Source organism: Desulfarculaceae bacterium (genome assembly GCA_020444545.1).
In the GTDB taxonomy this organism is placed as follows: Bacteria; Desulfobacterota; Desulfarculia; order Desulfarculales; family Desulfarculaceae; genus Desulfoferula.
Genome location: JAHLKT010000003.1, coordinates 440784 through 465642, shown reverse-complemented (window position 1 = coordinate 465642; position 24859 = coordinate 440784). Strand labels below are relative to the sequence as shown.

23 protein-coding genes and 2 tRNA genes are annotated in these 24859 nt (G+C 63.8%); 21 read left to right on the top strand and 4 right to left on the bottom strand.

Annotation, left to right across the window (positions count from 1 at the left end; genetic code table 11):
• Nucleotides 1-48: 48 nt before the first annotated feature.
• From KQH53_10625 to KQH53_10550, 16 genes are all read left to right on the top strand, one after another.
• A complete protein-coding gene (locus KQH53_10625) occupies nucleotides 49-1809 on the top strand; it encodes a sigma 54-interacting transcriptional regulator (protein ID MCB2227119.1) in 1761 nt (586 codons plus the stop codon).
• A 310-nt stretch (nucleotides 1810-2119) separates the two neighbouring features.
• Nucleotides 2120-3445, top strand: a complete 1326-nt coding sequence (locus KQH53_10620) for an ABC transporter substrate-binding protein (GenBank protein ID MCB2227118.1) — start codon at nucleotides 2120-2122, stop codon at nucleotides 3443-3445.
• 115 nt (nucleotides 3446-3560) lie between these two features.
• Nucleotides 3561-4430 carry a branched-chain amino acid ABC transporter permease gene (locus KQH53_10615; GenBank protein MCB2227117.1) on the top strand — a complete coding sequence of 290 codons (870 nt, stop codon included), beginning with the start codon at nucleotides 3561-3563 and terminating at the stop codon, nucleotides 4428-4430.
• A 9-nt stretch (nucleotides 4431-4439) separates the two neighbouring features.
• Nucleotides 4440-5432 carry a branched-chain amino acid ABC transporter permease gene (locus tag KQH53_10610; GenBank protein ID MCB2227116.1) on the top strand — a complete coding sequence of 331 codons (993 nt, stop codon included), beginning with the start codon at nucleotides 4440-4442 and terminating at the stop codon, nucleotides 5430-5432.
• A gap of 3 nt (nucleotides 5433-5435) precedes the next feature.
• Nucleotides 5436-6179 carry an ABC transporter ATP-binding protein gene (locus tag KQH53_10605; protein MCB2227115.1) on the top strand — a complete coding sequence of 248 codons (744 nt, stop codon included), beginning with the start codon at nucleotides 5436-5438 and terminating at the stop codon, nucleotides 6177-6179.
• Between the two features lie 2 nt (nucleotides 6180-6181).
• The gene (locus KQH53_10600) at nucleotides 6182-6889 is read left to right on the top strand and encodes an ATP-binding cassette domain-containing protein (protein ID MCB2227114.1); all 708 of its coding nucleotides are present in this window, start codon (nucleotides 6182-6184) and stop codon (nucleotides 6887-6889) included.
• Nucleotides 6890-6921: 32 nt separating this feature from the next.
• Nucleotides 6922-8082, top strand: a complete 1161-nt coding sequence (locus KQH53_10595; GenBank protein ID MCB2227113.1) for an iron-containing alcohol dehydrogenase — start codon at nucleotides 6922-6924, stop codon at nucleotides 8080-8082.
• A gap of 592 nt (nucleotides 8083-8674) precedes the next feature.
• Complete coding sequence (gene aprB, locus KQH53_10590) at nucleotides 8675-9130, top strand: adenylyl-sulfate reductase subunit beta (protein MCB2227112.1); 456 nt, start codon at nucleotides 8675-8677, stop codon at nucleotides 9128-9130.
• A 30-nt stretch (nucleotides 9131-9160) separates the two neighbouring features.
• Nucleotides 9161-11026: an adenylyl-sulfate reductase subunit alpha gene (aprA, locus tag KQH53_10585; GenBank protein MCB2227111.1), complete on the top strand. Its 1866-nt coding sequence runs from the start codon at nucleotides 9161-9163 to the stop codon at nucleotides 11024-11026.
• 362 nt (nucleotides 11027-11388) lie between these two features.
• Nucleotides 11389-12627 (top strand): CoB--CoM heterodisulfide reductase iron-sulfur subunit A family protein, encoded by a 1239-nt coding sequence (locus KQH53_10580; protein ID MCB2227110.1) that lies wholly within the window; start codon nucleotides 11389-11391, stop codon nucleotides 12625-12627.
• A 5-nt stretch (nucleotides 12628-12632) separates the two neighbouring features.
• On the top strand, nucleotides 12633-14861 hold the full coding sequence (locus tag KQH53_10575; GenBank protein ID MCB2227109.1) for a hydrogenase iron-sulfur subunit: 2229 nt from the start codon (nucleotides 12633-12635) through the stop codon (nucleotides 14859-14861).
• Between the two features lie 86 nt (nucleotides 14862-14947).
• The gene (locus KQH53_10570) at nucleotides 14948-15556 is read left to right on the top strand and encodes a 4Fe-4S dicluster domain-containing protein (protein ID MCB2227108.1); all 609 of its coding nucleotides are present in this window, start codon (nucleotides 14948-14950) and stop codon (nucleotides 15554-15556) included.
• A 1-nt stretch (nucleotide 15557) separates the two neighbouring features.
• Nucleotides 15558-16436, top strand: a complete 879-nt coding sequence (locus tag KQH53_10565) for a CoB--CoM heterodisulfide reductase iron-sulfur subunit B family protein (GenBank protein MCB2227107.1) — start codon at nucleotides 15558-15560, stop codon at nucleotides 16434-16436.
• 94 nt (nucleotides 16437-16530) lie between these two features.
• The gene (locus KQH53_10560) at nucleotides 16531-16806 is read left to right on the top strand and encodes an ogr/Delta-like zinc finger family protein (GenBank protein MCB2227106.1); all 276 of its coding nucleotides are present in this window, start codon (nucleotides 16531-16533) and stop codon (nucleotides 16804-16806) included.
• Between the two features lie 40 nt (nucleotides 16807-16846).
• On the top strand, nucleotides 16847-17596 hold the full coding sequence (locus tag KQH53_10555) for an SEC-C domain-containing protein (GenBank protein MCB2227105.1): 750 nt from the start codon (nucleotides 16847-16849) through the stop codon (nucleotides 17594-17596).
• Nucleotides 17597-17740: 144 nt separating this feature from the next.
• Nucleotides 17741-18400, top strand: a complete 660-nt coding sequence (locus KQH53_10550) for a CDGSH iron-sulfur domain-containing protein (GenBank protein ID MCB2227104.1) — start codon at nucleotides 17741-17743, stop codon at nucleotides 18398-18400.
• A gap of 435 nt (nucleotides 18401-18835) precedes the next feature.
• On the opposite strand, the gene KQH53_10545 is transcribed toward KQH53_10550, so the two are convergent.
• Nucleotides 18836-19750, bottom strand: coding sequence for a hypothetical protein (locus tag KQH53_10545; GenBank protein ID MCB2227103.1), 915 nt, complete (start codon nucleotides 19748-19750; stop codon nucleotides 18836-18838).
• A gap of 285 nt (nucleotides 19751-20035) precedes the next feature.
• On the opposite strand from KQH53_10545, the gene KQH53_10540 reads away from it, so the two are divergent.
• A complete protein-coding gene (locus KQH53_10540; GenBank protein MCB2227102.1) occupies nucleotides 20036-21013 on the top strand; it encodes a hypothetical protein in 978 nt (325 codons plus the stop codon).
• Nucleotides 21014-21015: 2 nt separating this feature from the next.
• Nucleotides 21016-21342 (top strand): hypothetical protein, encoded by a 327-nt coding sequence (locus KQH53_10535; GenBank protein MCB2227101.1) that lies wholly within the window; start codon nucleotides 21016-21018, stop codon nucleotides 21340-21342.
• A 33-nt stretch (nucleotides 21343-21375) separates the two neighbouring features.
• Here KQH53_10535 and KQH53_10530 read toward each other — a convergent pair whose 3' ends face one another.
• From KQH53_10530 to KQH53_10520, 3 genes are all read right to left on the bottom strand, one after another.
• Nucleotides 21376-22146 (bottom strand): YkgJ family cysteine cluster protein, encoded by a 771-nt coding sequence (locus KQH53_10530; GenBank protein ID MCB2227100.1) that lies wholly within the window; start codon nucleotides 22144-22146, stop codon nucleotides 21376-21378.
• A complete protein-coding gene (locus tag KQH53_10525; protein MCB2227099.1) occupies nucleotides 22146-22892 on the bottom strand; it encodes a YkgJ family cysteine cluster protein in 747 nt (248 codons plus the stop codon). Before KQH53_10525 ends, KQH53_10530 begins: the two co-directional genes overlap by 1 nt.
• Nucleotides 22893-23037: 145 nt before the next feature.
• Nucleotides 23038-23388: a 4Fe-4S binding protein gene (locus KQH53_10520; protein ID MCB2227098.1), complete on the bottom strand. Its 351-nt coding sequence runs from the start codon at nucleotides 23386-23388 to the stop codon at nucleotides 23038-23040.
• 203 nt (nucleotides 23389-23591) lie between these two features.
• Here KQH53_10520 and KQH53_10515 point away from each other — a divergent pair.
• The 3 genes from KQH53_10515 (at nucleotide 23592) to KQH53_10505 (ending at nucleotide 24849) form a co-directional block, all read left to right on the top strand.
• Nucleotides 23592-23667: transfer RNA gene (locus tag KQH53_10515), tRNA-Lys, on the top strand.
• A gap of 17 nt (nucleotides 23668-23684) precedes the next feature.
• Nucleotides 23685-23762, top strand: a tRNA-Glu gene (locus KQH53_10510).
• Between the two features lie 475 nt (nucleotides 23763-24237).
• Nucleotides 24238-24849, top strand: coding sequence for a TetR/AcrR family transcriptional regulator (locus tag KQH53_10505; GenBank protein ID MCB2227097.1), 612 nt, complete (start codon nucleotides 24238-24240; stop codon nucleotides 24847-24849).
• Nucleotides 24850-24859 lie beyond the last annotated feature (10 nt).

The window sequence follows — 24859 nt, the reverse complement described above, 5'->3', positions numbered from 1 at the left end:
GCCGCCAGGTTTGCTCATGGCATTCCGTTGGCCGGCCAGGGGAGAAACATGACCGAAACCCCGCCCGTGGACCTCAAGAGCCTCCTGGCTCCCCTGGCCGTGGTGCTGGACTCCGCCAGCACCGGGATGGTGGTCATAGACGCCTCGGGCATGGTGGTGCTGTTCAACCAGGCGGCGCGCCGCATGTTGGGCCGGGCCGACACCGACCAGGTGGGGAGGCACTTCAGCGAGGTGAGCCCCGACGCCTGGGCGGACATGCAGGAGATCCTGGCCGGGGGCGAGGCCCAGATCGGCCGGCGGCTCAACATCTACGCGGCCACCATCGTGGCCAACCGCAATCCCATCATCATCGACGGCCGGGCCGCCGGAGTTATCAGCGTCTTTCAGGACATCTCCCACTACGAGGCCCTGATCAGCGAGCTGCAAGGCTACAAGGGCCTGCACCGCCAGCTGGAGGCCATCTTCGAGACCAGCCACGACGGGCTCTACATCGCCGACGGCAACGCGGTGACCGTGCGGGTGAACAGCGCCTACGAGAAGATAACCGGCCTCAAACGCGAAAACCTCCTGGGCCGCAACACCCGCGACCTGGTGGAGGAGAAGTTCTTCGACCACTCGGTGACCCTGGAGGTGCTGCAAAAGGGCCGCTCGGTCACCATCATGCAGAACATCCGGGGCTCCAAGCAGGTGATGGTCACCGGCACCCCCATCCTGGACGACGAGGGCAAGGTGGCCCTAGTGGTCACCAACGTGCGCGACATGACCAGCCTGAACAACCTGCGCGGCCAGCTGGAGCAGAGCCGCCTGTTGTCCTCGCGCTACTACCAGTCGCTCATCGAGCAGGAGCAGTACGAGAGCGCGCTGACCGACATGGTGGTCAAGTCCAGCGCCATGGAGCTGGTCTTGGCCAAGGCGGTGAAGGTGGCCGCGGTGGACGCGGTGGTGCTCATCACCGGCGAGTCGGGCGTGGGCAAGACGCTCTTGGCCCGCACCATCCACCGCATGTCCGGCCGCCGTCACCGGCCCCTGGTCAAGATCAACTGCGGGGCCATCCCCGCCTCGCTCATGGAGAGCGAGCTCTTCGGCTACAGAAAGGGCGCCTTCACCGGGGCCGACCCGGCGGGCAAGGCCGGGCTCATGGAAGCGGCCCACAAGGGCACCATCTTCCTGGACGAGGTGGCCGAGCTGACCCCGGCCATGCAGGTGAAGCTTTTGCAGGTAATCGAGGAGGGGGTCTTCACCCGGGTGGGCGACACCAGCCCCACCAAGGTGGACGTGCGGGTGATCGCGGCCACCAACCGGGAGCTCAAGCGCGAGGTGGCCTCGGGCCGCTTCCGCCAAGACCTGTTCTACCGCCTCAACGTGGTTCCCATAGAGATTCCGCCGCTCCGCCAGCGGCGCGAGGACATACCGCTGTTTTGCAAGCGTTTCCTGGAGGGCTACGAAAAGTCCCAGGGAATGAAGAAACGCCTGGCCCCGGAGGTGGTGGACGCCCTGATGGGCTACGCCTTCCCGGGCAACGTGCGCGAGCTGATGAACGTCCTGGAGCGCATGGCCATCATGAGCGAAGGCGAACTCATCGGCGCGCCGGACCTGCCCGCCGAGCTGCGCCAGGCCCCCGGCGGAGCCCTGGCCAGCGGCCTGGGGCTCCGGCAGGCGGTGGAGGCCTCGGAGGCGGCCATCATCCAAGGGGCCCTGGAGGCCCACCACACCCTGTCCCAAGCGGCCAAAGCCTTGGGGGTCCACCCCACCACCCTCTGGCGCAAGATGGTCAAGTACGGCCTGCGCGAGGATGCACAACTGCATTAGTGTTGCAGAAATGCAATAAAATATAACCACACGGTTTTACTGTTTGATACCGTATTTATGTGAATACGGTTCAAAATTACTTGCACACTTGCAATGAACCGGTGGGCATCCTCGCGTGGTGTGTCACATTATGATCAATCATTACGGCAAGTTGTCCCGGCAGTCCCCGGCACGCTTATTGCTAGGTATGAAGCCGGCTGGACAATACGCAGCATAAAGAGGCCGCCGGCGGACCGGCCAGGAGCCGGGCCCGTCATGCGGAGGCGGCCTTTTAGGGTTAGTCATCACAACCGATCAAATGGAGGGAGATATGGCTGAGAAGACCAACCGTAGGCAGTTTCTGAAAATGGCCGGCGCCGCCGGCCTGGGGGCGGGCGCGGTGAGCCTCATGGGCAGCAAAGCCCTGGCCGCCGGCAAGTCCATTCCCAAAACCCCCGTCAAGGTAGCCGCCATCAGCTTCCTGAGCGGCCCGGCGGCCGGGCCCTTCGGAATCCCGGGCGACAACGGCTACAAGATGATGGCCGACATCTACAACAAGCAGGGCGGCATCCTGGGCCGCAAGATCGACCTGATCAGCCTGGACGAGGCCGGCGGAGCCAAGACCCAGGTGGAGCTGGCCCGCAAGCTGATCCTGGAGGACAAGGTCGACGTCATCCTGGGCTACATCTCCTCCGGCGACTGCAAGGCGGTCATGCCCCTGTCCGACGAGCTGGGCGGCCTGATGCTGGCCTACGACTGCGGCACCCACGTGCTCATGGAGGGCAAGAAGAGCCCCTACAAGACCCCCAAGTACGACCTGGGTTTCCGCACCAGCGCCCACCTGGGCCAGGACAACATCGCCCTGGCCCTGGCCATCAAGAAGTACATGCCTGACGTCAAGAAGATCGCGGGCATCAACCAGGACTACGCCTGGGGCCGCGACTCCTGGCACATCTTCGAGCTGGCCATCAAGAAGCTGCTGCCCAACGTCGAGATCGTCAAGACCCTGTGGCCCAAGATCTTCACCACCGACTACACCGCCCACATCAGCGCCCTGCAGGGCTCCGGCGCCCAGATCATCCACAGCTCCATGTGGGGCGGCGACGCGGTGACCTTCCTGAAGCAGGCCAAGGCTTCCGGGCTGTTCAACCAGGCCAAGATGGCCCTGAGCCGGGGCGAGCCGTACCCGCAGGAGTTGGGCGCCGAGTTCCCCGAGGGCCAGTTCATCTGCTGCGCCGGCGCGCACTACTTCCTGTACCCCGCCTGGGACAAGTGGCCGCTCAACAAGTGGTTCGTGGACGAATTCAAGAAGCGCTACAAAAAGTACCCCACCTATCCCAGCTATCACGCCTTCCAGGCCATCACCGCCTACAAGACCGCGGTGGAGAAGGCCTCCTCGCTGGTGGGCGGCTGGCCGACCATCGAGCAGACCGCCAAGGCCATGGGCAACATGGGCTTCGAGACGCCCAGCGGCTACTGCGTGATCGACAAGGACCACAACGCCCGCGAGGACTGCCTGGTGGGCATCTCCAAGATGACCAAGGACTATCCCTTCCCGATCCTCGACCCCGACCGCCTTATGGTGTTCCCCTCCTTCCAGGTGAACGCCCCGGCCGGCATAAGCACCGAGGACTGGATCGGCAGCTGGAAGTCCTAGGCTACCGTAAGCGTTAAGCGCCGCCGCCGGGCCTGGTGCCCGGCGGCGGCCACCCGACCTCGCGGCCCGCTCGCCCCTGCCCCGCCAGGGGAGCGGTTCAAGGAGAGTTCATGTCATGGGGCTGATCTATGCCCTCAACGGCCTGTATTTCGCGGCCTTTTTGTTTCTGACCTCGCTGGGGCTGAGCATCATTCTGGGGGTCATGGGCATCCTGAATCTGGCCCACGGCTCGCTGTACGCCATCGGCGGGTTCATCGCCGCCTACTTCATCGGAATGATGACCGGCTCCTCGACGATCTTGATGCTGGTGACCGCGGCGGCCTCGGCCATGGTGCTTTCGGGCCTGGTGGGCCTGGTCATCGAGACCACCCTCATCAAGCCCTTGTACAAGCGGCCCCTGGAGTATCAGCTCCTGATCACCTTCGGCATCCTCATGCTCATCGAGGACCTGATCAAGCTGGTCTTCGGCGGCGAGAGCCGCTACGCCAGCGCGCCCTTCGACGCCATGGGCAGCGTGCAGATCATGGGGCACACCTACCCGGCATACTTCCTGTTCGTCATGCTCATAACCGCCGTGGCCGGCATGATCATCTGGTGGGTCATGGCCAAGACCAAGCTGGGGATCATGCTCCGGGCCATCGAGATGGACCGGGACATGGCCCAGGCCATGGGCATACCCATGCGGCGGCTCACCGTGACGGCCTTCGTGTTGGGCGCCGCCCTGGCCGGGCTGGCCGGGGCCCTGGTGGTGCCCACCACCCCCGCGGTGATGGGCATGGGCATGGACGTGTTGATCATGGCCTTCATCGTGGTGGTCATCGGCGGGCTGGGCAGCCTGAAGGGCGCCCTGGTGGGTTCGCTCTTGGTCGGCCTCACCCGCTCATTCACCGTGGCCTACTTCGCCGAGTTGGAGATGCCGCTGTTGTTCCTGATAGCGGTGGTCATCCTGGTGATAAAGCCCGAAGGCCTTTTCGGGCAGAAGTGAGGCAGCGCCATGACTAAGTATCTATTCAGCTCGCGGGCCCTGGCCTACCTCATCACCCTGGTGGTGCTGCTCCTGCTGCCCCAAGTGCTCGACCCCTACCACCTGAACATGGTGGAGACCGGCCTGTCCCTGGCCATCCTGGGCCTGGGGCTCAACCTGCTGCTCCGCTATGCCGGGGTGCTCAGTTTCGGCCACGGGGCCTACTTCGCGGCCGGGGCCTACGCGGTGGGCCTGCTCTACATGTATTTCCCGGAGCATTTCAGCTTCGAGCTGGCCATCCTGGCTTCCCTGGCCGTGTCGGCCCTGGTGTCGGCCATTTTCGGTTTCGTGTGCGTGCGCCACACCCGCATCTTCTTTTCCATCCTCACCCTGGCCCTGGCCATGCTCATGTTCGCGATCCTGGAAAAGGCCTACCATTTCACCGGCGGCTCGGACGGCATCCGCATCCCCCTGCCCACCTTCTTCGGCATGGAGATCACGGGCATGCGCCGCTTCCAGTTCATGGTGGGGCCCTACTACTACATCGTGGTGGGCATCTTCTCCGCGGCCACCCTGGTTATGCTGGCCATCGTGAACTCGCCCTTCGGCAAGGCCTTGCAAGCCACCCGCGACAACGAGGTGCGCGCCGAAATGGTGGGCATCCGGGTCAAGCGCTTCCGCTGGTACGCCTTTGTCATCTCCGGCACCTTCAGCGGCCTGGCCGGCGGGGTGTGGAGCTTTGTCAGCGGCCACATCACCCCGGAGATATCCAACTGGGTCTTTTCCGGCGAGATCGTCTACATGGTCTTGCTGGGCGGCTTCATGATCTTCGAGGGGCCCATCGTGGGCGCGGTGTTGTTCACCTACCTGAGGCTCTACGCCGTGGCCTGGACCGAGTACTGGATGCTCATCGTGGGCGGCACCCTGGTGGTGCTGGTGCTCTTGTTGCCCGGCGGAGTGACCGGAGGGGTCGCCGACCTTGTGGGCAAGCTTCGGCCGCGCCGCGCGGAAGGGAGGGGCTAGGCCATGCTGGCAATCAAGGATGTGGTCAAGGCCTTTGACAAGTCCCTGGTGATCAACGGGGTGAGCTTTTCCATCGAGGAGAACGAGGTGGTGGCGCTGTTGGGCCCCAACGGCGCGGGCAAGACCACCATGGTCAACCTGATCTCCGGCCATCTGCAGCCCACCTCGGGCCAGATAACCCTGAACGGCAAGGACATCACCCACGCCCCGCCCTACAGACGCATCAAGGCGGGCATCGCGCGCAACTTCCAGATCACGCATCTGTTCGAGGAGCTGAGCGTGTTGGACAACGTGCGCACCTGCGTGATCAGCACCCAGAGCCGCCTGGGGCGCTTTTTCAAGCCGGCCTCGGCCTACCGCGAGGCCACCGAGGAGGCGCTGTCCATCCTGGGCATCTTCAACCTGGACCAGTTCGCCGAGCAGCCGGCCTCGGAGCTAAGCGAAGGCGACAAGAAGGTCTTGGACACGGCCATGGCCTTTGCCCTGAAGCCCCACTTCTTGCTGCTGGACGAGCCCACCAGCGGGGTGGCCACGGCGGACAAGTTCAAGGTCATGGACACCATCATCGAGGCCATCGGCAAGCGGGGCACCGCCACCCTGATCATCGAGCACGACATGGACATCGTGAGCGACTACTGCAAGCGGGTGCTGGTGTTGGCCGAGGGCGGCATCCTGGCCTGGGGCACCCCGGCCGAGGTCATGGACGACCCCAAGGTGCAGGAGACCCTGTTCGGAGTGAGTGAGTAGCCATGCTTCTGACCATGGAAAACATCGACTTCTTTGTGAAGAAGACCCAGATCCTGCGCTCGGTGTCCCTGGAGGTGGCCCCGGGCGAGATCGTGGGGCTTTTGGGCCGCAACGGCGCGGGCAAGAGCTCCATCATGAAGAGCATCCTGGGCCTGTATCAGCCCAAGAACGGGGTCATCACCTTCCAGGACCAGGACATCACCAAGGACAGCACCCGGGCCCGGGTGCTCTCCGGCGTGGCCTACGCCCCGGAGGACTCGCGGGTCTTCCCGGAGCTCACCGTGGCCGAGAACATCAACCTGGGCCTGTGGGTGAGCAAGGACAGCCAGGGCGGGGCCACCTTCGAGCCCAAGCAGGGCTTCGACATCTTCCCCAAGCTCCGCGAGCTCTGGGAGCGCAAGGGAGCCAACCTCTCGGGCGGCGAAAAGAAGATGGTGGCGGTCACCCGGGCCCTGGCCCTGAACCCCAAGTTGCTCTTGCTGGACGAATCCTTCGAGGGGCTGGCCCCCCTGGTGGTGCGCCACTTCATCGACGCCATGCGCCGCATCCGGGGCATGGGCATCTCCATCATCCTGGCCGCCTCCAATCTGGGCAACGCCTCCAAGGTGGTGGACCGGGCCTATGTGGTGGAACGGGGCGAGATCCTGTTCCAGGGCACGCCCCAAGAGATCATGGCCGACGAAAAGCTGGCCCTCATCGTGGGCCGCTAGAAAAAACGAGTATCGCGCAAAGGAGAGGGAGCATGGGCGCTCGCGTAAGCATATTCCGCACGACCCCCCGTATCGTCATGGGCCCCGGCGCGGTGGCCGGCGTGGGAGCCGAGGCCAAGGCCCTGGGCGCCACCCGGGTGTTGGTGGTCACCGATCCGGGCATCATGGGCGCGGGCCTGTTGGACCCGGTGGAGGCCTCGCTCAAAGCCGAGGGTCTGGACTACGTCCTGTTCAGCGAGGTCTCGCCCGACCCGCGCCACGAGACGGTCGAGGCCTGCCTGGGCGGCCTGGGCGGCGACAAGCCCGACTGCGTCATCGGTCTGGGCGGGGGCAGCCCCATCGACATCGCCAAGACCGTGGCGGTGATGCTAAGGAACGCGGGCGACATCAGCGACTACTGCGGGGTGGACCTGGTGCCCAACCCCGGCGCGCCGACGATCATCATCCCCACCACCGCGGGCACCGGCTCGGAGGTGACCCCCATCGCCATCCTGAGCGACGAGCAAGAGAAGCTCAAAAAGGGCGTGGTGAGCCCCCACCTGATGCCCCGGGTGGCCCTGTTGGACCCGGAGCTGACCGTGGGCCTGCCCCCGGCCATCACCGCGGCCACGGGCATGGACGCCCTGATCCACGCCATCGAGGCCTACACCAGCGTGAACGCCACGGGCATGACCGACATGCTGGCCGCGCGGGCCATCGAGCTGATAAGCGACAACCTGCGCACCGCCTACGCCCGGGGCAGCGACCTGGAGGCCCGCCAGGCCATGATGGAGGGCAGCCTGTTGGCGGGCATCGCCTTTGCCAACGCCGGGGTAACCGCGGTGCACGCCTTCGCCTACCCCATCGGTGCGGAGTTCCACATCCCCCACGGCATCGCCAACACCCTGATGCTGGCTCCGGTGATGCGCTTCAACCTGGTGGGCAACCTGCTCAAGTTCGCCGAGGTGGCCGAGCTGATGGGCCAGCCGGTGGAGGGCGCGGCCCTGCGCGAGGCGGCCGAGATGGCCGTGGACGCGGTGATGGAGCTGGCCGAGGACCTGAAGGTGCCCCAGAGCCTTCGGGAGTACGGCATCAAGGAGGAGGACCTGCCTGAGCTGGCCCAGGGGGTTATGAAGGTCACCCGCCTGCTGGCCAACAACCCCCGGGTCATGACCGCGGCCGACGCCGAGGAGATCTATCGTCAGGTCCTGTGAGGCTGCCCCGGCCTCACCTTCTCCGGCCCCGGACTACCCGCCCTGGGGCCGGAGTTTTTTGCCGGGAACCGCGTCGGGGCCCCGGCGGGGCCGCCCGGGTCAACTGACGGATATGGCGTGAAAATTTCGTATACAATGCGCCGGGTGATTGCCGCCGGGCAACCACCCGGAGTTTGCTAGGGATACTTTGTGACGAAGAACACATTTTTCTTGACATGCCGCGCGGGCCTAAGTTAAAAATGGCCGACCCCATGGAAAAAGTAGACCTGCGTTTTCCTGGAATGGGTTGTCCGGAGCACTAAAAAAGCGCCGGGGAACGTTTTGGGAAAAAGAGCACTTGACACCAGGGGCATATTTGCGGAACACTTTGTTCTAAAGAGCACAATCAAATTGCGGGGCGGGCCGGCGGGCCCGGTCCGGACGCTTTAGGAAAGTAGGAGTTAACCAAAAACTCAGGTAAAAGCCAAACTTTGGAGGAGGTGTTAGGACCTGAGGCAAGTGAACCTGTCCTCCCGAATCGCGGGAGGGCTCTTATTGGTAGTCGTTCAGGCTGGTTGCTAAAGACGATCAGTCAACACTACGGAGGAACTGAATGCCAAGTTTTGTCATTGTTGAAAAGTGCGATGGCTGCAAAGGTCAAGATAAGACCGCTTGCATGTACATCTGCCCCAACGACCTCATGCTCCTGGACAAGGACGGGTCGCTTGGCTACGGCGAGATGAAGGCCTTCAACCGCGACCCCGCCATGTGCTGGGAGTGCTACAACTGCGTCAAGATCTGCCCCCAGCAGGCCATTGACGTCCGCGGTTATGCCGACTTCGTGCCCATGGGCGCCAGCTGCGTGCCCCTGCGTGGTTCGGACAACATCATGTGGACCGTCAAATTCCGTGACGGCGCCGTCAAGCGGTTCAAGTTCCCCATCCGGACCACCGGTGAGGGTTCCGCGCAGCCCCTGGGCGGTTTTGAAGCTGGCGATGCCGACATCAACAGCCCCAACCTCATGACCGAGCCGGCCTCTTGTGGCACGGACACCCTTCCCACGGTTTAGGGAAAGGCATAGGAGGATCTGACTATGGCTATGGAAAATTGGGAAACTGTTGAGGTCACCACTGACCTTCTGATCTGCGGCGGCGGCATGGCCGCGGCCGGCGCTTCGGTCGAGGCCGCCTACTGGGCAGCCAAAAACGGCCTGAAAGTGACCCTGGTCGACAAGGCCGCTTTTGACCGCTCCGGCGCGGTGGCCATGGGCCTGAGCGCCATCAACGAGTACATCGGCTACGGTGCCGGCGACAACACCCTCGAGGACTACGTCCGTTACGTCCGCCAGGACCTGATGGGCATCGCCCGCGACGACCTGGTGTACAACATCGCCCGCCACGTCGACAGCTCCGTGCACCTGTTCGAAAAGTGGGGCCTCCCGATCTGGACCGACGAGAACGGCAAGTACGTCCGTGAGGGTCGTTGGCAGATCATGATCAACGGCGAGTCCTACAAGGTGATCGTGGCCGAGGCCGCCAAGAACGCCATGAACGAGGCCGGCTTCGACATCATCGAGCGCGTGTTCATCGTCGGTCCGATCATGGACGGCGACCGCGTGGCTGGCGCCTACGGCTTCAGCACCCGCGAGAACAAGTTCTACGTGTTCAAGGCCAAGGCTGTCTGCGCCATGATGGGCGGCGCCGTGCACGTGTTCCGTCCCCGCTCCGTGGGTGAGGGTCTGGGCCGCTCCTGGTATCCGCCGTTCAACAGCGGTTCCAGCGCTTACTTCACCATTCTGGCGGGCGCCGAGATGACCTGTCAGGAGATCCGCTTCATCCCCGTGCGCTTCAAGGACGCTTATGGTCCTGTGGGTGCCTGGTTCCTGCTCTTCAAGAGCCGTGCGACCAGCGCCGAGGGCGGCGAGTACATGGTGGAGCGCAAGTCCGAGCTGCAGAACTGGGCCCCCTACGGCCTGGTGAAGCCGATCCCGGCCAACCTGCGTAACTACCTGGGCATGCTGGACGTGGACGCCGGCCTGGGCCCGTTGTACATGGAGACCGCCGAGGCCATCCAGAAGCTGGCCGCCGAAGCCCCCGACGAGAAGGCCTTCAAGAAGAAGATGAAGAGCCTGGAGGCCGAGGCTTGGGAGGACTTCCTGGACATGACCGTGAGCCAGGCCATCCTCTGGGCCGCCAACAACATCTACCCCGAGAAGAGCCGCTCTGAGATCGCCGCGTGCGAGCCTTACTTCATCGGCTCCCACTCCGGTGGTTCCGGCGCCTGGGTCTCCGGTCCCGAGGACCTCGAGACTCCCTACAAGTGGGGCTACGGCAACATGACCACCGTGCAGGGCCTGTTCTCCGCTGGTGACGGCACCGGCGCCTCCAGCCACAAGTTCTCCTCCGGCTCCCACGCCGAGGGTCGCTATGCTGGCAAGCAGGCCATCCGCTACATCCTGGACAACAACAGCCAGCCCAGCGTGGGCGACGTCGAGGCCCTGAAGGCCAAGTGCTTCGCTCCCATGGAGCTGTTCGACGCCAACCAGGGCTTCACCACCGATCCCGAGATCAACCCCGCTTACATCCGTCCCATGAGCTTCATGTTCCGTTTGCAGAAGATCATGGACGAGTACGCCGGTGGCGTGGTCAGCGCCTTCAAGACCTCCAAGAGCCTGTTGGAGCGCGGCCTCGAGCTGCTGGACATGCTCAAGGAAGACGCCGAGAAGCTGGGCGCCGAGGATCGCTACGAGCTGGAGCGCTGCTGGGAGAACGTGCACCGCATGTGGCAGGCTGAGGCCCACGTGCGCACCATCCTCTTCCGCGAGGAGACCCGTTGGCCCGGCTACTACTTCCGTGCCGACACTCCCAAGATGGATGAGGACAACTGGAAGTGCTTCGTGAACTGCACCTACAAGGACGGCGAGTGGAAGTTCGAGAAGAAGGACGTTGTCCCTCTGGTCGACTAATTCGCATGTCTTGATCTAAAGCAACTCCAGGCGCCGCCTTGGCGCCTGGAGTTTTTTGCCCGTCCCGGAGCCCAAAAAGCCCCGGGCCGGACAAAAAGCCCCGCTCGGGGGCCCCGCTTGGGCCGCCGCCGGGAAGTTGCCGTGCTAATTAGGCAAAAGGCGCCGAGGGGACAGGGTTTTTCTAGACTGTTCCCCGGTGGCCGTAGTATATTCGGGCTTCGGTAATTCCCCGGGGACCGTCTGGTTGCCGGAGAAGACCGCCCCCACTAGCCAGGGACCGCGTAAAAAGGGCCCGGCGCCGGGGCGGCCAAGGATATAAGAAACGAGTCAACGTTAGATTCCCTTTTGAGGAGGACAGCACGATGGGCCAAACCATACTGGTCGTCGGTGGCGGCATGAGCGGCGTCAGCGCGGCGCTGGAAGCGGCCGAAGCCGGCTATGACGTGGTGCTGGTGGAGAAAAATCCTTATCTCGGCGGCCGGGTGGCCCAACTCCACCAATACTTTCCCAAACTCTGCCCGCCCTACTGCGGACTGGAGATAAACTTCAAGCGCATCAAGTCCAACCCGCGCATCAAGCTCTATACCATGAGCGAGGTGACCGGCATCGAGGGCGCGGCCGGCGACTACAAAGTCACCATCAAGCAGTCGCCCCGCTACGTGACCGAGCGCTGCACCGCCTGCGGCAAGTGCTCCGAGGCCGTGGAGGCTACCATCCCCAGCCCCTTCGACTACGGTCTGGGCGAGGTGAAGGCCGCCTATCTCCCGCATGAGATGGCCTACCCCTTCCGTTTCGTCATCGACCCCAGCATCCTGGGCACCGACGACGCGGCCAAGGCCAAGGAGGCCTGCCCCTACGACGCGGTGAATCTGGACGACGCGGAGCAGGAGTTCACCGAGGAGGCCGGGGCCGTGATCTGGGCCGCCGGCTGGACCCCCTACGACGCCTCCAAGGTTGAGTACTACAACTTCGAGGCCAATCCGGACATCATCACCAACGTGCAGATGGAGCGCCTGGCCGCGCCCACCGGCCCCACCAAGGGCGCCATCCAGCGGCCCAGCGACGGGGAAGCCCCCAAGAAGGTGGCCTTCATCCAGTGCGCCGGCTCCCGCGACGTGAATCATCTGCCCTTCTGTTCCACGGTCTGCTGCCTGGCCAGCCTGAAGCAGGCCACCTACGTGCGCGAGGCCCTGCCCGACGCGGAAGTGACCATCTACTTCATCGACATCCGGGCCATGGACCGCAACGAGGACTTCTACACCAAGGTGAAGGCCGACGAGAAGATCAGCTTCGTCAAGAGCAAGATCGGCATGATCCAGCCCGGCGAGGGCGGCATGTTGGTTCTGGAGGGCGAGGACACCGCCTCCGGCGATCGCTTCAAGGCCGAGCATGACCTGGTGGTTTTGGCCACGGGTATGCAACCCAACACCGACCTTACGAAGATTCCGGCCGACATGGTTTATGACGAGTACGGCTTCGTGCAGTCCAGCGAAGGCATCATCGGCGCGGGCACGGTCCGCCGGCCCGGCGAGGTGCACATCAGCGTGCAGGACGGCACCGCGGCGGCGCTCAAGGCTATTCAAGTTGTGGCCGGGAGGTAGTGATCATGGACAAGAATCAAGCTTGCTATCTCTGTCAGGGCTGCGGCCTGGGCGAGGCCCTGAACTTCGAGAAGCTGCAGGAAGTTGTTGAAGAGGCCGGCATCGGCGAGGTGAAAACCCACGAGCAGCTCTGTTCGCCCGAAGGCGTGGCCTTCATCCAGGGCGACGTGGACGGCGGCGTGAACGCCATCCTGCTGGGCGCCTGCTCCTGCCGGGTGAAGACCAACGAGTTCGACTTCGGCCCCGAGGTCATCGTGGAGCGGGCCAGCCTGCGCGAGCAGGCGGTGTATCCCTCCGAGGCCGAGTACGAGGGCGAGGAAGAGGCCGGCGAGGATCGCCAGATGCTGGCCGAGGACTACCTGCGCATGAGCGCGGTGAAACTGGCCAAGTCCGACGTGCCGGTTCCCTTCCAGCTGGAAGAGGCCCCCGAGACCTCCGTGATGGTGGTGGGCGGCGGCGTGGCCGGCATCAACGCGGCCCTGGCCGCGGCCAAGGCCGGCGTGGACGTGTTCCTGGTGGAGAAGGAAGACGCCCTGGGCGGCTTCCTGGGCAAGATGGCCAAGCTGGCCCCGGAGAACCCGCCCTACCAGGAGCTGGAAGACACTCACCTCGAGGCCCTGGTGGCCGAGATCGAGGGCAACGACAAGATCAAGGTCTACACCGGCAACACCGTGACCGAGACCAAGGGCGCGCCGGGCAACTTCGACGTGACCCTGAGCGGCGGCGAAAGCTTCCGCTGCGGCGCCATCGTGCAGGCCACCGGCTGGCTGCCCTACGAGCCCGAGAAGCTGGCCGAGGAGCTGGCCTACGGCTCCAACGACGCCATCATCACCAACGTGGACATGGAAGCCAAGGCCAAGGCCGGCGACCTGGGCGGCATCGGCTCGGTGGCTTTCATCCAGTGCGCCGGCTCCCGCGACCAGAACCACCTGCCCTACTGCTCGGCGGTGTGCTGCACTGTGAGCCTCAAGCAGGCCATGCTGGTCAAGGAAGCCAACCCCGAGGCGGCGGTATACGTCATCTACAAGGACATCCGCACCCCGGGCCAGAGCGAGGAAGTCTACCGCGAGGCCCAGCGCAAAGGCGTGGTGTTCATCCGCCGCGGCGAGGACTACCCCAAGATCAGCGAGAGCGGCGGCAAGCTGGCCATCGAGACCGCTGACGTGACCCTCAACGACACGGTGGAGATCGACGAGCTGGACCTGGTGGTGCTGGCCACCGGCATGAAGCCCAACAACCCCCGCGTGGTGGAGCCGCCGCTGGTGGCCCTGGGCATGGACCAGGAAGCCGCCAAGAAGGTGGCCGCCGAGGCCAAGGCGGCCTGCGACGACTGGTCGGTGTTGAACCTGAAGTACCGCCAGGGCCCCAACCTGCCCACCCTGAAGTACGCCTATCCCGACAGCCACTTCATCTGCTTCCCCTACGAGACCCGGCGCACCGGCATCTACGCGGCGGGAACCGTGCGGCGGCCCATGCGGGTGACCGCGGCTGTGGAAGACGCCACCGGCGCGGCCCTGAAGGCCATCCAGGCCACCAAGGCGGCGGCCGGCGGCTTCGCGGTGCACCCCCGCTCGGGCGACATGAGCTTCCCCGAGTTCGCCATGCAACGCTGCACCCAGTGTAAGCGCTGCACCGAGGAGTGCCCCTTCGGCGCCATCAACGAGGACGAGAAAGCCAACCCGCTGCCCAACCCCACCCGCTGCCGCCGCTGCGGCGTGTGCATGGGCGCCTGCCCGGAGCGCATCATCAGCTTCAAGAACTACTCCGTGGACATGATCGGCTCCATGATCAAGTCCATCGAGGTTCCCGAGGAAGATGAAGAGAAGCCCCGCGTGGTTGTCCTTGTCTGCGAGAACGACGCCCTGCCGGCCATCGACATGGCCGCCCGCGCCGGCCACAAGTGGAGCCCCTACATCCGCTTCATCCCGGTGCGCTGCCTGGGCTCCATCAACCTGGTGTGGATCGCCGACGCCCTGAGCTCCGGCATCGACGGCGTGATGCTCTTCGGCTGCCGCCGGGGCGACGACTACCAGTGCCACTTCATCAAGGGTTCGGAGCTGGCCAACGTGCGCATGTCCAAGATCTCGGAGACCTTGGACCGCCTGGTGCTGGAGAGCGACCGGGTGCGCGTGGAGGAGATCAGCTTCGGCGAGGTGGACAAGGTGCCTCAGATCATCGCCGAGTTCATGGAAACGATCGAAGAGGTAGGACCCAACCCCTACAAGGGCTTCTAGGACTAAAAGGGGGGTCCGGCGCCAGCCGGGCCCCCTTCGCCTGACTAGGGTTTGACAATATTTCGTCTAACCACTTTGCAGTGAGGATGGTTATGGCCACAAAGGCCTATGACAAAAGCTTCCGCGAAGAGGTCTACAAGAATGTCGACTCCGGGGAGGACGTCAAACTCTGCATGCAGTGCGGGGTGTGCGGCATTACTTGCCCTCTACGCGATAAAATGACCCACGGGCCGCGCCAGATTTGGTCGCTGATCCGGGCGGGCAAACGTGACGAGGTCATGGACAGCCCGGACATCATGCTGTGCACCTCCTGCTACACCTGCAAGGTGCGCTGCCCCCGGGGGGTCAAGGTCATCGACATCATGCACGGCCTGGCCCACTACGCCCTGGAGCAGGGTATCGTGCCGCGCGCGGAGACCGCCAAGTTCGGCAAGGTCTTCTGGGACAGCATCTACAAGACCGGCCGCGTGGACGAGACCGAAGTGCCCATGCGCTACACCCTGACCGCCGGGCCCATCCACGGGTTGTTCAACACCCTGGAGATGATGGACATCGGCCGCGCTCTGCTCAGCCACAAGCGGATGAAGTTCAAGCTGGGCCCGGGCATCCCGCCTTCCAAGAAGATCAAGGGCATCAAGGGCCTCAAGAAGATGCTGGACAAGGCTCAGGCCATGAGCCCCGGGAAGGAGGGTTAAGATGACTTACCTGCTGTATCCCGGTTGTTCCCTGGAGGCCGGCGGCTCCCACTACGAAGTTAGCGTGGAGGCCGTGTTCAAGGCCCTGCAGGTCGAGCTCAAGGAGATCGAGGACTGGAACTGCTGCGGCGCCTCCATCCACTACGTGGGCGGCACCGAATTGCAGACCAAGACCCTCAACGCGCGCAACCTGGCTCTGGCCCAGAAGCAGGGCGGTTACGACATCATCGCGCCGTGCAGCTCCTGCTACATCCAGATGGTCAAGACCGCCCATGAGTTCGATGAGGAGCCCGAGCTGGCCGCCGAGCTGAACCAGATCCTGGGCGAGGGCGGCCTGAGCTACTCCGGCGGCATCAAGGTGCGCCACGTGCTGGACGTGCTCTACAACGACGTGGGCCTCGAGCGCATCAAGGCGGCGGTGAAAAAGCCCCTGACCGGGCTGAAGGTGGCCCCCTACTACGGCTGCCAGACCACCCGCCCCTACGGCGAGTACGATTCGGTGGAAGAGCCCACCAGCATGGACGAGATCCTGGCCGCCCTGGGCGCCGAGGTGATCCCCTTCGAGCACAAGGTCAAGTGCTGCGGCTCGGGCATCTTCTTCACCGAGATGGACACCTGCGCCCCCTTGGTGGGCGACATCATCGGCGAAGCCGCCGCCGGCGGCGCGGCCCTTATCTCGGTGCCTTGCCCCATGTGCCAGATGAACCTGGAGATCTACCAGCCCCGCCTGGAGAAGATCCTCAAGACCGAGCTGGACATGCCCGTGGTCTTCGTGACCCAGCTCATGGCTCTGGCCTTTGGCATGGACCCCAACAAGGACGCGGCCCTGAACCGGAACATCGTCTCCGCCAATGAGGTGTTGCGTCACCTCGCCGCGTGATTAACTTATAGGGCAGGACGTTAGCCCGCGCCTGGGAGAAACGCCCGGGCGCGGGCTCTTTCGCAACACGAATAGACCTCCAAAGGAGGACATCATGCCCGAGTTTGACGAGAACAAGACTGTTTGCCCGCATTGCGGCGAGCATATGGAAAAGTGGGTCTCCCCGGCGGTGGATAGCTGGGGCGGCGACTGCCTGTACATCTGCTTCAACGATGAGTGCGGTTATTACCAACGTGGCTGGGATCACACCTTCAAGAAGATCGGCATCAAGGCCAGCTACCGTCACCGCTACGACCCCAACACCGGGCAAACCGGGCCTTTCCCGGTCAACACCCCGGACGCGGGCCGCGACTGCATCGTAAGCGAGTAAACCGGACGGCCCAGGGCGGGCCTGGCCGGGGGAACATCATATGGATTACAGCAACATCGGCCGGAACGACCTCTGCCCCTGCGGCAGCGGCAAAAAGTTCAAGCGCTGCCACATGGGGCGCGAAAAGGACATCGTAACCGATCGCCTGACCCAAGACCCCGGCCAAATCGCCCTGGCCATAACCAAACTACCGGCCTGCGACCATCCCCGCGCCGCGGAGATGGTCGCGGACTTTTCCCTCACCTCGCCGGGGGGCAAGACCATCCGGGTGAAGCTGGTGGACCTGGTCTCCTACGCCCAGCTACAGGCCGGGGCGGCCGACGCGCCGCGCTCCACCTCGGGCGGGGTGCTGATCAACCCCCACAAGACCAGGGTCCTGGACCCCACCCACGTGTACCTGGCCCTTAGCAAGGACGCCGACGACTCGCTGATCATCCACCAACTGGCCCACGCGGCCGACCTGATCTGCGGCTCCAGCCTGCCTCCGGGCAAGGCGGTGGCGCTCTCGCGGGAGACCAACGTGCCCAGCGAGCTTTTCGAGCACCCCCAGGAGTTCGGCGAGGAGCTTCTGGCCCTGTCCGAGAAATACGGGGTGGAGCTGGACGCCGAGGACGAGATCGTGGCCTTTTTGGCCCGCCGCAAGATGCTCCTGCCCGGGCGGCTCATCGCCGAGGGCAACAGCAGCGAGCTGATCGCCGCGGCCGAGAAGACCATGCGCGTGTTGCAGGAGAGCAGGGACGAGATCGACGCGCGCATCAAGAACCGCACCGGCTACGTGGGGGCCAAGTAGCATTAGATACTGAGCTCGAAAATCTAATCGCAACGAGGGCGGGGCCATGGCCTCGCCCTTGGCTTTTGGCGGCCCGTGGCCGGATTGGCTTATAATCTAGGGACCAGGCCACGCGGCCCGCGCGGTCCCAACCCGGAGGCAGCCATGAGCGACGACAAGCCCAAGCCCCAGATCATCCCCCTGCCCAACGGTCCCTTGTATTTTTTCACCGACTTCACGCCGCACCCCATCGCGGGCCTGCGCGGCGAGGACGGCGAGACCTACGCCTCGCCCAAGGGCGCGGCCCTTTGCCGCTGCGGGGGCTCGGAGAACAAGCCCCTGTGCGACGGCTCCCACGGCGCGCTGCATTTCAGCGACCGCAAGGAGAGCGACGGGCATATGGACCGGCGCAAGAACTACACCGGGGCGCGCATCGTGATCCACGACAACCGCCACGTCTGCTCCCATTCGGGCATCTGCACCCATGAGTTGCCCGGCGTGTTCGACCGCCTGGCCAGGCCCTGGATAAACCCCGACGGGGCCGAGGCGGAGGCGATCATCGCCACCATCGAGCGCTGCCCCTCCGGGGCGCTCAGTTATAGCATCGAGGGAGTGGAGCACCGCGACCTGGAGCGGGAGCCCGAGGTGATCGTGGCCTCGGACGGGCCGCTGTGCCTGGTGGGCGGCATCGAGGTGGTGGGCCACGAGCCCCGCGCCGTGGAAGTATCCACCGAGCACTGCACCCTGTGCCGCTGCGGCTCCTCGCGCAACAAGCCCTTTTGCGACGGCAACCACGCGGAGATCGGTTTCAAGGACCCGGAGTAGGGAGCGGGGGATTTCTTGTTGCCTCGCTGGCGCTCGTCAACCCCGACAGCAGAGCTGTCGGGGGCAGCAGGAGCAGAAGACAGACTTTTCTGTTGGCCCCGATAGCTCGGCTATCGGGGCCGCGACGCCTTGGCGGCGCGGCAAGAAATCCGGTTTTCCGGGCGGCATCGTTCGGGCAGCACTATCCCTTACAGGCAGAGATTGCTTCCTCGCGGCTGGGAAGCCGCTCCTCGCAATGACAAGTAATGGGCAAGTTGGCAATGTAGGGGCGGGGTTTGTCCCCGCCCGAGAGAGCGCCGTTTAAAAGACAGGGCGGGGATAAACCCCGCCCCTACATGGAGAGCCGGAAAAGGCAGGCGGCGTCAGGCTAAATCAAAACCGGCCCCCCGCGCGGGAGGCCGGTTTTCTTTTTCTAAACTTCTTCTGCTTTTTCTCTTAAGCCAGCGGCGCGGGCGGGGGCGGCAGCTCGCCGCGTTCCAGGGCCTCGCGGGCCGCCTTCACCGGGATGCCGCTCTCGCAGGGCACCCCCACCTGGCACAGGCCGCAGCCGTAGCCTACAAAGCCGTAGGTCTTGGTCACGTAGTCGCGGCTGGCTTGCAAGTGCTGGCGGCACCGCTGCTTGTCGTGGCCGTCGACAGTGATGGCCCGCACCGGGCAGCGGTCGATGCACTTGCCGCAGGTGCCCTCGGTGTAGTGCAGGCAATAGGCGTGGTGATCGGTGTAGTAGCGGGGGGTGGGCTCCACCTTGATCTTGGCCACCACCGAGCCGGCCCGGAGCGCCTTGCCCCGGGCGGTGATGAGCCCGTCGCAGAGCCCGAAGGTGCCCAGCCCGGCCGCGTGGGCCGCGTGGCGCTCGCTCCAGGACGAGGCGAAGCCGAAGCGCTGCGAGTTGACCACAGTCCAGTTGGAGGCCAGCATGGGGGCCACCGCCGGGTGGCCGGCCTGGCTCAGGGTCTGGACCAGGTGCTTGCGCAGGCCCACGTTGCACTCCTCGCCGAAGATGCGGATGCGCGCCCACTCCTCGGCCGGGTACTTGCGGCTCTTGCGGTTGGCCTCGCGCACCATGGGGCGCTGGGGCAAGACCCAGGAGATCACGGTCAGCTCCTCGGCGGTCACCGGATCGCCGGGGTGGTGCTGGTTGAACACCTCCCAGGGGGTCCAATGGAAGGGCCCCACGTACTCCTTGTATTGCTGCCAGATGGGGTCCGCGCCCGAGGCGAAGCCCACCAGGGCGTCGTCCCAGGCCGGGTCGCCGGCTTGGTTGTGCATGTCGTTGCTGGGCGATTCGGCCAGGAAGTCGTTGACGATTCCGCTGATCCAGGCCTGGGGGTCCTTGGGCTTGCTGGCCATGGGCCTATGCCTCCGCGCAGATGAATTGGGTCTATAAAGCATAGGCCCCGGGTGGGGCCCTGGCAAGGGGCGGAGGTAGGGAGGCCCGCGTTCCTAAATAAATCCTTGCAAGGCGAAACGGCCTATGGCAGCCTGACGGTACCATCACAGAATTCATCTCGGTTCAACCTGCCCCATCTTCGTGGCACATCAACTCGGATCATAACCAGCCCATGGCTTTGGCTTCGGCGCATCGGTGCGCCGTGGAAGAACGTTGCCTGCCCGAACTTTAAGTGGGGGAGAATCATGTCCAAGCGAAGAGTTGGCCTAGGCCTGTTGTTTTTAATCTGCTGTCTGGCTTTGCAAGGTTGCGTGAAGGCGAACTTCACCGACCCGGTAACTCAATTCCAGGCAAGCATAAACAAGTCCGCCGCAGCCATTACGACTTATTACACCGAGCTGAATGACAACGAACGCACCTGGTACTTGCAGAGTTGCCTCCATGACCAAACCAAGGAAGTGGGAGGCACCATAATAGTTGAGGGCAAGAAGCAGCCCAGCCCTCTCTACTACAAGGTGTTCTCTCCGGAGGGAATCAAGGCCCGCACGGACAGCATTGTCTTGATCGGTCAATACGCCAATCGCCTGGCGGCCCTGGCTGGCTCCGACGCGCCGGCCAACGTCGGGACCGCCGTGGGCAAGCTTAGCGACAACCTGAAGAATCTCTCGGGCACCTTCAACACCCTGCAAAAAAAGGAAGACCCTACCGCAAGTAGTTACATCACGCCGATCGGCGCCATCGTGGCCCTGTGGTCCCAAGAAGTCCTGGAGGCCCAAAGAGAGAAGCTCTTGGAGCAAGCCATCAACGAGGGCGGCCCGGCAGTCAACGATATACTCGATTTGCTCCAGCAAGATTTGGCCAAGCTTATTCAGCCGGTAAGGGTAACCGGGTTCAAGCAAGCCTTGGCCGTGAAGGTCAATGCCTACAACGACAAGGTCAATGACTATAAAGCCAGCGGCAAGCTCTGGCCCCTGGAGGATCGGCGAAAGATGCTGGCGGAAATTGAGAAGGCGGCAAAGGAGTACGAATTAGCCGTCACCACCGACCCCGCCAGCCTTATCCAAAGTATGCGGCAGGCGAATAACGCCTTGGTGGATTACGCGCGGTCCGACAAGGCCCCCAAAAACCTGACCGAGTTGGTGGCGGCCTTGGGCACCTTCCAATCTGAAGTGCAGATTGTGGTGGTGGCCATGGACGAACTCAGGATGGCTGGAGGTAATTAGCAATGATCAAGGTGGATACGGTTTTGTTGGCGGCGATCATAGACGCCTGTTTCGATCTTTCCATGGACCTCAGCTTGCCGCATAAACGCCGGAAGGAATTCCTGGCCTTGGGTAAGCGGCTGCGGGCTTGCCTGGTAAACGTGGTGACCGCCCGTTTCAAGGAAGGCACCCAGGCAGTATTGGAAGCCAACAAGAGGCTCAAGGCCATCAATGCGGAACTGAAGAAATCACTCGAAAAGATGGAGGCATTGGCAAAGGCTTTGGATGACCTGGCCGAACTGGTTGGTATCCTGGACGGGTTGCTGTCCATGGCCACCAAGTTCGTCTAGGCCCCGGGGACGCCCTGACTAACGAGTGAAACGCTAGGCCCCGGCTTCCCTTCGCTTCAGGCGCAGGGTGGGCTCGCCGAAAAGGCTGAAGCGGAGCCAGTCAAAGGCGAACTTCAAGAGCTGGAGGTCGTTGCTCTGGATCAGCTCCAAGCGGGTGGGGTCCAGGTCGATGAGCTGGGCCAGGCGGCTCTGGGCCACGAACTGCTTGAACTGGTCCAGGTTGTAGCAGGCCATGAAGAACATCTGCATCTTCTTGGCCGCTTGCCCCGCGTCGGCCGCCGGGGCCTGGCGGGTCACCAGGGGCAGGAACAGGTCGTTGTTGGCGTTGTAGGCCTCCAACCCCTGGTCCTTGGTCCACTCTTGGGGGCTCCAGCAGGGGCCTTCTTCAAAGCCCCGGCAATGGGGTTCGCGCACCAGGAACCACTGCTCCTCAGAGGGGCCGCGGTTGGCCCCGCCCTTGGTGGCGCGGCCCAGGGGATAGGTGCGGCAGGCGCCGGGGCGGTCGGGGTAGACGGTGCAGCCCGCCTCGCTGAGGAAGGGGCAGGTGCGCTCGGCCGTGTCGCTCATGGCCAGGCGGGGCAGGGGCCAGCCGTTCTGGCCGCTCTCCACCTCGGTGTACTTTTCGATGAACTCGCCGGAGCTGATGCCCAGGTGGGTCTTGAGGCGCAACACGTCGTAGGGAGTGAGCACCAGGTTCAGGCGGCGGCAGCACTGATTGAAGCAGGGCACCCCGGGATGGCAGGCAAAGGAGAAGCCCTGCTCGCCCAGCTCGGAAAAGCGGGGGTCGTCTACGTCGGGCAGCACTATTTGCCGTCCCCGGCGGGCTGCTCCTTGAGCTTGAGAGTCTTCTGGCCGAACAGGCCGAAGCGCACCCAGGCGTAGCCCAGGTCCAACAGGGCCACGTCGTCGGTCTTGGCCGCGAAGATGGTGTCCTCGTCCAGGTCGAAGCGGTCCAGGAAGCTGGAGTTGAGCACGAACTCGCGGAAGCGGTCCAGGTCGTAGAGGGCCAACAGGATCATCTGCTGGACCTTGGGGTTGTCCAGCTCGCCCAGCTGGTTGATCCACTCGTGGCTCACCAGCGACTCGTAGGAGCCGTCCATCTCCTTGGAGGCGGTGGCGCCCTGGTCCTTGAGCCAGTCGCGCACCCGCCAGTCGTCGCCCTCGGCCAGGCCGTGACAGCGGTCCGGGGTCACCGCCACCTGGAAGCCGCCCTGGGCGTGCTCGTCCAGGGGGAACATGCGGCAGGCCCAGGGACGGTGCTCGTAGACCGAGCAGCCGCCGGGCCCCACGAAGAAGCACTTCTTGTTGTCCGCATCGTTCATGCGGAACTGCACCAGGGGCACCGCCTTGCCCTTGAGCTGCACCAGGTCGGTGTACTTCTCCAGGAACTCGCTGGAGGTGAGGCCCAGGGCCTTTTTCATGCGCAGCACGTCATGGGGCGTGAGCATGATGTTCACGTCGCGGCAGCAGGAGGTGTAACACTTCAGGCCCTTGTGGCACGCGAAAACAAAGTCCTCGTCCAGCTGTAGCTTGGGGCGCTTTTGGCTCATGGATATCCTCGCAAAGACCCGGCCGCGGCGGGCCGGGCACAGGGGCCGAAAAGGCAATTTTTATAGAGTTGAAGAATATGTACCAGCGGGAACAAGCTAGGTCAACGGCTTTGTTGCGCCTTCGGGGCGGCCCCGGGCAAGGGGCTTATTTTTCCTCGGGCGGGGCCGGGGCCAGGCGCTCGGGGCTGGTGCTGGGTGGCTGGGCCGGGCGCTGGCAACGCGCCGCCGGAGACATGGCCGAGCCGGGCTCGCCTTCGCCCAGACTGATGGCGAAGTCCGGGCAGAGCATCTCGCACAGGCCGCAGGTGGTGCAGCGGTCCGGGCTGGCCAAGAAAGGGTAGCCCCACTGGTCGGCGGCCAGGGCGTCGCGCGGGCAGAAGGCCACGCAGTTGCCGCAGCGCTTGCACCAGGAAGGATAGAAGCTGAGCTTGTGCTGCTCGGGCTGTTCGGCCGGGGCCTGCTTTTTGGCGGGGGCGGTTTTCTTGGCCTTTGCCATGGCGACATCTCCGGGGTGCGCGAAAAAGCCGAATTTTTCGGGCCTCGCCGGCCAAACTGCGGCGGCGCGAGAGGCGTTTTGATGATATTATACACCCTAATCCCAAACGCGCCGGATGGCAAGCCATGCCGCGCGGCAGAGGTGTATTGGCTTTTCTTGACACCCCCTTGGGTGCGTGGTACAAATCCAACCTCTGTAAAAACGGGCCGTTAACTCAGTTGGTAGAGTATCTGCCTTTTAAGCAGAGAGTCGCGTGTTCGAATCACGCACGGCCCACCATGCTTAGAAAATTAGACGTCCCCATCGTCTAGCCAGGTCCAGGACACTGGCCTTTCACGCCAGCGACACGGGTTCAAATCCCGTTGGGGACGCCACGACTGTTTGAGAGGGTTCAGCCGTTCGGCTGGGCCCTCTTTGCGTTGAAGGGCCGGGGGGCAAAGCCGGAGCGGTGGATCTCGCGGGGGTGGTTTCCACCGGGCGCGGCAAGACGGCGCCGTGCAAAAAGGCTGAATCCGGCCCATTTCGGCCTAGGTGCGTGAGGGTTTTTAAGGGGACCCGCCGGCTTTATGTCGGCGGGCAAAGCGGAGTTATTCAGTTTAACAAGTTAATATAATTGAATAAAATGATTGATGGCCGCCTGGTGCCCAGAAAAATGGGGCAGGGTCATTTTTGGGGATTGACTTTAGATCGATCGATCGATTAAGTTCAATTCATACTTGGTCGAACGATCGATCTAGATCGCAGCGCCCCTCCTTCAGAGCATCCACATCATCGTCAAGGGCAGGCCTCGCCGCGGGTAGGGATACTCGGGAAGAGCAACCTAATCCTCGTTTTGCGAAAAGAGGACCTTTGAGCGAAACCAATCGCAGCAAAGAAAAACTGGCTCTAAGCGCCTTGGAGCTGTTCGCCGAGCGCGGCTTCGTGGGCACCTCGATCCGGGAGATAGCCAAGGCCACCGGGCTGAGCATCTCCAACATCTATCATCACTTCGGCGACAAGGAAGGCCTGCTGCTGGCCATCCTGGAGACCGCCTCCGGCAGGGTGATCCGCACCCTGCGCGAGGCCAGCCAACAGCCGGGGACGCCCCGGGAGCGCTTCAAAAGGCTCATCGAGACCCATCTGGAGCTCTCGGGCGTTTTCAAGAAAGAGGCCAAGGTGTTCTTCCTCAACGAGGAGCACCTCTCGCCCGAGGGCTACCGGGCCAACCTGAAGTATCAACGCGAAATCTTGGACATTTACCGCGAGCATCTCGTAGCGCTGCAAGAGGCGGGCGAAGCCAATTTCAAAAGCCCCACCATCGCCGCCTTCAACATTCTGGGCGTTCTCAACTGGCATTTGCGCTGGTACCGGCCCGAGGGCCGCATGAACTTCGAGGAGACCAGCCAAGAGGTGGTCGAATTCGTCCTGTACGGCATATCCGGGGGGCCCACGCCCCCGCCGGTAGACCAAAAAAGGGCTTAGTCCACAGGGA